Annotated in this window: 8 protein-coding genes; 3 read left to right on the top strand and 5 right to left on the bottom strand. The window is 74.5% G+C overall.

Going from position 1 to position 6218, the window contains the following annotated elements:
* The 4 genes from AC2CHG_RS29285 to AC2CHG_RS29270 form a co-directional block, all read right to left on the bottom strand.
* Positions 1-1093, bottom strand: a 1093-nt coding sequence (locus tag AC2CHG_RS29285; RefSeq protein WP_484526014.1) for a serine/threonine-protein kinase, incomplete at its 3' end; no start/stop codon positions are given.
* A gap of 62 nt (positions 1094-1155) precedes the next feature.
* Positions 1156-1992, bottom strand: coding sequence for an SAM-dependent methyltransferase (locus AC2CHG_RS29280; protein ID WP_484526013.1), 837 nt, complete (start codon positions 1990-1992; stop codon positions 1156-1158).
* A 76-nt stretch (positions 1993-2068) separates the two neighbouring features.
* Positions 2069-2956, bottom strand: coding sequence for a helix-turn-helix domain-containing protein (locus AC2CHG_RS29275; protein ID WP_194801709.1), 888 nt, complete (start codon positions 2954-2956; stop codon positions 2069-2071).
* 105 nt (positions 2957-3061) lie between these two features.
* A complete protein-coding gene (locus AC2CHG_RS29270) occupies positions 3062-3319 on the bottom strand; it encodes a DUF397 domain-containing protein (RefSeq protein ID WP_135239836.1) in 258 nt (85 codons plus the stop codon).
* A 225-nt stretch (positions 3320-3544) separates the two neighbouring features.
* Here AC2CHG_RS29270 and AC2CHG_RS29265 point away from each other — a divergent pair, with 225 nt between their 5' ends.
* On the top strand, positions 3545-4180 hold the full coding sequence (locus tag AC2CHG_RS29265; protein ID WP_355509321.1) for a GGDEF domain-containing protein: 636 nt from the start codon (positions 3545-3547) through the stop codon (positions 4178-4180).
* Positions 4181-4233: 53 nt separating this feature from the next.
* Here the strand turns inward: AC2CHG_RS29265 and AC2CHG_RS29260 are convergent, their stop codons facing one another.
* Positions 4234-4728 carry a type II toxin-antitoxin system PemK/MazF family toxin gene (locus AC2CHG_RS29260; protein ID WP_355509323.1) on the bottom strand — a complete coding sequence of 165 codons (495 nt, stop codon included), beginning with the start codon at positions 4726-4728 and terminating at the stop codon, positions 4234-4236.
* A gap of 79 nt (positions 4729-4807) precedes the next feature.
* On the opposite strand from AC2CHG_RS29260, the gene AC2CHG_RS29255 reads away from it, so the two are divergent.
* Both AC2CHG_RS29255 and AC2CHG_RS29250 read left to right on the top strand, forming a co-directional pair.
* Positions 4808-5404, top strand: coding sequence for a DUF4291 domain-containing protein (locus AC2CHG_RS29255; RefSeq protein WP_484526012.1), 597 nt, complete (start codon positions 4808-4810; stop codon positions 5402-5404).
* Positions 5405-5504: 100 nt separating this feature from the next.
* A complete protein-coding gene (locus tag AC2CHG_RS29250; RefSeq protein ID WP_484526011.1) occupies positions 5505-6017 on the top strand; it encodes an NUDIX hydrolase in 513 nt (170 codons plus the stop codon).
* Positions 6018-6218 lie beyond the last annotated feature (201 nt).

Below are 6218 nucleotides of genomic sequence, written 5' to 3'. Positions count from 1 at the left end.
GGCCGGCGGTGGGCGCGGCGGCCGGTGGCGTGCCGGAGCCGTCGCCCCACACCAGCGAGCCCACCACCGCGAGCAGCAGCACCAGGGCACCGGCGACGAGCAGCCCGAGCAGCCGGTTCGACGAGACCGCCGGGCGCGGCGGCGCGACGGGACGTGCCGGCGGGACCGGGCGGGACGCGGCGGCCGGGGACCGCTCGACCAGGGTCGGCGGGTGCGCCGCCGGCGCCACTGTGGGCAGGATCGCGGTCGGCGGGTCCACCGGGCGGCCCGCGCCGAGCCGGTCGGCGAGCCGGGCCGCTGTCGGTCGTCGCTCCGGGTCCACGTCCAGGCAGGTCAGGACCAGATCGGCGATCTCCGGCGGCAGACCGGGCACCCGCAGCGGCGGCACCGGCGGCCGGTTGCGCCGCACGTCCAGCACGTCGTCCCAGCTGCGCACCGGCAACGGTGCCCGGCCGGTGAGACTGCGGTACAACAGCACGCCGAGCGCGTACACGTCGCCGGCCGGGTTCGCCGGGCCGGGATCGAGACGTTCCGGGGCGAAGTAGGCGGGGGTGCCCATCAGCAGCGCGCCGGTCTGCCCGGTGACCGGGTGCGGGCCGGCGGGCGCGGCGATGCCGAAGTCGAGCACCTTCGCGCCGGTCTCGGTGAGCATCACGTTCGCCGGCTTGATGTCGCGGTGCACCACGCCGATCCGGTGCGCCGCGGCCAGCGCGCCGGCGACCTGCCCGGCCGTGCGGACCGCGTCCGGCCAGGCCAGCGGCCCGCCGTTCAGCCGGTCGGCGAGCGTCTGACCCTCCACCAGCTCCATCACCAGGTACGGGACGACGACGCCGCTGTCCAGCGTCGCCTCGCCGTAGTCGTACACCTGGGTCACGTGCGGGTGGGTGAGCCGCGCCGCCGCGCGGGCCTCGCGCTGGATGACCGCGCGCAGTTGCGGGTCGGCGGCGAGCTGCCCGGCGAGGGCCTTGACCGCGACGGGCCGGTGCAGCACCTCGTCGTCGGCGCGCCACACCTCGGACATCCCGCCGAGGCCGATGCGTTCGCGCAGGACGTACCGGTCGTGCAGGCGCAGGGCGGGCGTGAACGGCGACATGATGCCTCCAGTGTGCCCGTCCGGTCCCCGTGCCCGTCAACCGCCCGGCCCGGGGCCCGGCGTCAGGGCTTGCGGGCGACCCCGCCGTACATGCTGACGTCGATCACCGACGGGCGCGGTTCGGGCTCGCTGTCGGCGCGCCACTCGGCGACCGAACAGATGCCCGGCTCGACCAGTTCCAGGCCGTCGAAGAAGCGCACGACCTCCTCCCGGCTGCGCAGGTTGATCACACCGTGCGGGCCGCCGCCGCGGGCCGCCGCCTTCGCCTCGGCGGCCACCTCGGCCGGCAGGTAGTCGTGGGTGGCGTGTGAGGCGGCCAGGTAGCTGCCGGCGGGCAGGGCGTCCAGCAGGCGGCCGACGATCGAGTACGGGTCCTCGCCGTCGGGCACGAAGTGCAGCACCGCCAGCAGCATCAACGCCACCGGCTGGGAGAAGTCCAGCGTGCGGCGCAGGTCGGGGTGGGCGAGGATGCGCTCCGGGTCGCGCAGGTCCGCGTCGAGGTAGGCGGTGGCGCCCTCGGCGGAGCTGGTGAGCAGCGCGCGGGCGTGGGCCAGCACGATCGGGTCGTTGTCGACGTAGACCACCCGGGCGCGCGGGTCGGTCGCCTGCGCCACCTCGTGCGTGTTGTCGGCGGTGGGGATGCCGGTGCCGATGTCCAGGAACTGCCGGATGCCCGCCTCACCGGCCAGGTGGCGCACCGCGCGGCGCAGGAACCGCCGGTTCTCCAGCGCGCTGATCCGGATGGTCGGGAACCGCGCGGCCATCGCGTCGCCGGAGTCGCGGTCGGCCTGGAAGTTGTCCTTTCCGCCGAGCCAGTAGTTGTACCGGCGGGCGGGATGCGCCACCGTGGTGTCGATCCGGCCCGACTCGGGTGCCGTACCTGGTGCGTCGCTGGTCAAGGCCGCCTCCACGACTCGGGTGCCACCGTCCACTGTCTTCGGTCGGCGGTCATGCTACTGCCCGCCACCGCGCCGGTCAGGCCGGGTAGAGCTCGTCGCGCAGGCGGGCCAGCAGTTCCGGGGTCCGCTCCGGCGGCGCGGCCTCCACGCACAACCGTTCCATCGCCTCGGCGTAGAAGTCGAGGTCGTCGCGCTTGTCCAGGTAGATGGCGCTGGTGAGCTGCTCGATGTAGACGATGTCGGGCAGGTCGGCGTCACCGAAGCGCAGGATGCTGAACGCGCCGCTGGCCGCGGCGTGCCCGCCGGCGGCGAACGGGACGATCTGCAACCGCACGTGCGGTCCCGAGGTCGCCTCGATCAGCGCGTCCATCTGCTCGCGCATCACCGCGGCGCCGCCGATCGGTCGGCGCAGCACCGCCTCGTCGAGCACCGCCCACAGCTGCGGCGGGTTGGGCCGCCGCAGCAGCTCCTTGCGCTGCATCCGCAGCTCCACCCGCCGGTCCAGCTCCGCCGCCGACGCGCCGCGGTGGCCGAGCAGGATCACCTGCCGGGCGTACGCGGCGGTCTGCAACAGGCCGGGTACGAACTGCACCTCGTACGTGCGGATCAGCGCGGCGGCCGCCTCCAGGCCCAGGTACGACTGGAACCAGGCGGGGAGCACGTCGCCGTAGCGGTGCCACCAGCCCGGGCTGTTCGCGTCGCGGGCCAGCTTGAGCAGCGCGTCGCGGTCCTCCGGAGCGGTGACGCCGTAGAGCGTGAGCAGGTCGGCCACGTCGCGCTCCTTGAAGCCGACCCGGCCCAGCTCCATCCGGCTGATCTTCGACTCCGACGAGCGGATCTCCCAGCCGGCGGTCTCCCGGCTGACCCCGGCACTCTCCCGCAGCCGGCGCAGCTGCCCGCCGAGCAGCATGCGCAGCACTGTCGGACCGCTTGTCGGACCACCCTCGACGGGCACCGTCGCCACCTGACCGCCCTCGCATCCCGACCGCCCCGGCCGGGCACCCTCCCGGACCGACGAGTAAGCATGCCATGAACCGACAGTGAGGTGAACTCCTCCGGACGGACGAAGTCAGTCCCGTGTACGGGACGGCGGGATCAGGTGGTCGAAGTCGCCGTCCCGCGCGCCGAGCACGAAGGCCGCGATCTCGTCCACTGTGTAGATGAGCGCCGGGCCCTCCGGGTGCCGCGAGTTGCGGACCGCGATGCCGCCGCCGTCGGGCAGCTCGGCCAGTTCGACGCAGTTGCCGCTGGGGTTGCTGCGGCGGCTCTTCAGCCAGCGCATCGGTGGCAACTCGGTCACGGGCACGCCGTTCGGGGGTTGCTGCATGGGCGTCCTTCGGGATGAGCCAGCCGAGGCCGCGGGGAGGAGCGGTGGGTGGCGACGTCTGTCGACTGAGGAGTGAGATGCACGTGCATCTGCTATTGCATCTGCAATGGACGGAGAGGATGATACTCGAAATACGGTGTGCCGGTTCGCTCACGTACGGTGACCTGAGCCCGGCCCCGGGGACGCCGCTCCGCGCGGCTTCGGGACTGCGGTGAGGAGGACGCGTTGGCGGATCCGATGACCATCGCCTCCGGCATCTCCGCGGCGGGCGCGCTCGTCTCCGCCTGGCAGTTGCGCCGCCGCGCGCTGCGCGCCGAAGCCGAGATCGAGCTGCTCCAGGCCGAGCTGGCCGCCGAGCGGCACGCCGCCAGCCACGACCCGCTCACCGGGCTGCCCAACCGCCGCGCGTTCTTCCGGCTGGCCGCCGCCCTGCTCACCGACCCCGCCGGCCAGCCGCTCGTCGCGGTCGTGCTCGACCTCGACAACTTCAAGCAGGTGAACGACCGCTACGGGCACGCCGCCGGGGACCAGGTGCTGGTCAGCGTCGCGCAGCGGCTCGCCGCGTTCGCCGGCCCCAACCTGGTCGCCCGGCTCGGCGGCGACGAGTTCGCCGGACTGCTGGCCAGCCCGACGCCGGACCGCCGGTGGATCGAGCACGCCACCCGGCGGCTCTGCGAGGCGCTCGCCGCGCCGATCCCGCTCGGTGCGCGCAGCATCCAGGTCACCGCCTCCGTCGGGCTGGCGCCGGTGCACTGCCCCAACCAGCTCACCGATGCGCTCTGCCGCGCCGACGCGGCCATGTACGAGGCGAAGACGCTCGGCGCGTCCCGCCCGGCCCGCCAGCTCGTCGCGGAGTGCTGAGCGACTCGTCCGCTAGCTCGTCGCGGGGTGCCGGGGCGGCTCTGTCCGGTGGGTCAGCGCCAGCCGTAGCCGGCGCGCAACGCCTGCCCGACCCGGTCGAACCGGGGCCGGTCCAGCACCGCGCCCTCGCGGCGGATGCTGTCCTCGCGCATGGTGAGCACCCGGTCCAGGCGAACCCAGCTCGGCCGCTCGTCCCGGTCCCACTCCCCCGGGCCGAGCGCCAGCCAGTGCCGCTGGCCGTCCCGGTCGCTCTGGCTTGACAGCATCAGCCCGAACAGCGTGCGGCTGTGCCGGCCCACCACCAGCACCGGGCGGTCCTTGCCCTGACGCGGATCGTCCTCGTACGGCACCCAGGTCCAGACGATCTCGCCCGGGTCGGCCTGCCCGTCCGGCTCCGGGGCGTACGACAGCTCGCGACGCTGCAACGCGCTGACCTGGCGGCGGCGCGCGACCTGAGCCGGGATCGGCCCGCCGGGGCGGGTGGGGACGGGTACGCCCCGGGTGATCCGGCCGAGCTTCGACGCCACGTTCCTCAACAGACCTGCCACGGCGGGCAGCCTATCGGTCGGGGTGCGCCGGGCCCGGAATCGGGTCGCCGGAGCGGGTACGCGGTGCCATCATGCCCCGGTGCCAGTGCCCCGCCACCAGATCCGCGCCGCGTACACCGGCACCGCCGTCACCGTCTACCAGGCGTACCCGCCGGAGATCGCCGACGCGGCGCTGCGCGCGGGGCGGTTCGTGCCGCCGTTCAAGCGGGAGCGGATGACCTGGATCAAGCCCTCGTTCCGCTGGATGATGTACCGCTGCGGCTGGGCGCTCAAGCCGGGCCAGGAACGGGTGCTGGCGGTCGACATCAGCCGGGCCGGCTTCGAGTGGGCCCTGCGCCACGCCTGCCTCAGCAGCTACGACCCGCGTCTGCACCCGGACCGGGACGCCTGGCGGCACAGCCTGCGGGTCAGCCCGGTGCGGGTGCAGTGGGACCCGGAACGCTCGCTGCGGCAGGCGCCGCTGCCGTACCGCTCGCTGCAGGTCGGGCTGACCGGCGACGCGGTACGCCGGTACGTCGACGAGTGGGTGGTCGGGCTCACCGACGTCACCGGGCTGGCCCGGTCGGTGCACGGTCGTCTCACCGACGGCGACGAGGCCGGGGCGGCGGCGCTGCTGCCGGTGGAGCGGCCGTACCCGCTGCCGGTCGAGGTGGCCCGGATCGTCGACGCCGGCTGAGCGACCCCGGCACCGGGCGGGCGCCGCGAGGCGCGCTGTTAATAAGGGGCCCTTCTACTACCGGAGGCGTTAACAGGGGGCCCTTCCTTACGCTGGGGGCGTGGAGTTGCCCGACGATCTGCCGCTGTTCGAGCGCAGCGCGGTGCGGCTGGTGGTGCTCGACGCCACCGACCGCCTGCTGCTGTTCCACACCCGCGACCCGGACCACCCGGACCTCGGCGTGTGGTGGGAGCTGCCCGGCGGCGGGCTGGACCCGGGCGAGACGTACCGGGAGGCGGCGGTCCGCGAACTGCGCGAGGAGACCGGCATCGCGATCGGCCCGGACGAGGTGGGCGCGCCCACCTGGCGGCGGCGGGCCAGCTTCCGGCACCGCCAGCGCCGTCACCTCCAGGACGAGGTGGTGGTGACGGTACGGCTGCCCGGCCCCGGACCGGACGTGGACGAGGCGCTGCGGCTGGACTACGAGGTGGAGGACTACTTCGGGTTCCGCTGGTGGCCGCTGGCCGAGGTGCTCGCCGAGCGGCCGCGCTGCTATCCCGGGCGACTGCCGGAACTGCTGCCCGCGTTCCTGGCCGGTACGGAGATCGACGAGCCGTTCGAGCTGTGGTCCTGACGCGGGGCGTGCCGCCGGGCGCGCCGGCGGGCAGAGTGGAGCCGTGACTCCTCTGCGCGCACCCCTGGCCCGTTACGCCGAGCGGCTGCACCGCGCCGCCGGTGACACCCACCACGTCGCCTCGCCGCTGGGCGCCTGGCTGCTGCTGGCGCTGACCGGCCCGGCCGCCACCGGCGACGCCCGCGCGGCGCTGGCCGAGGC

Source organism: Micromonospora sp. ATLC20 (genome assembly GCF_057196585.1).
Note: the sequence above shows the minus strand (reverse complement) of the source record. Positions and strands in the feature narration are given on the sequence as shown.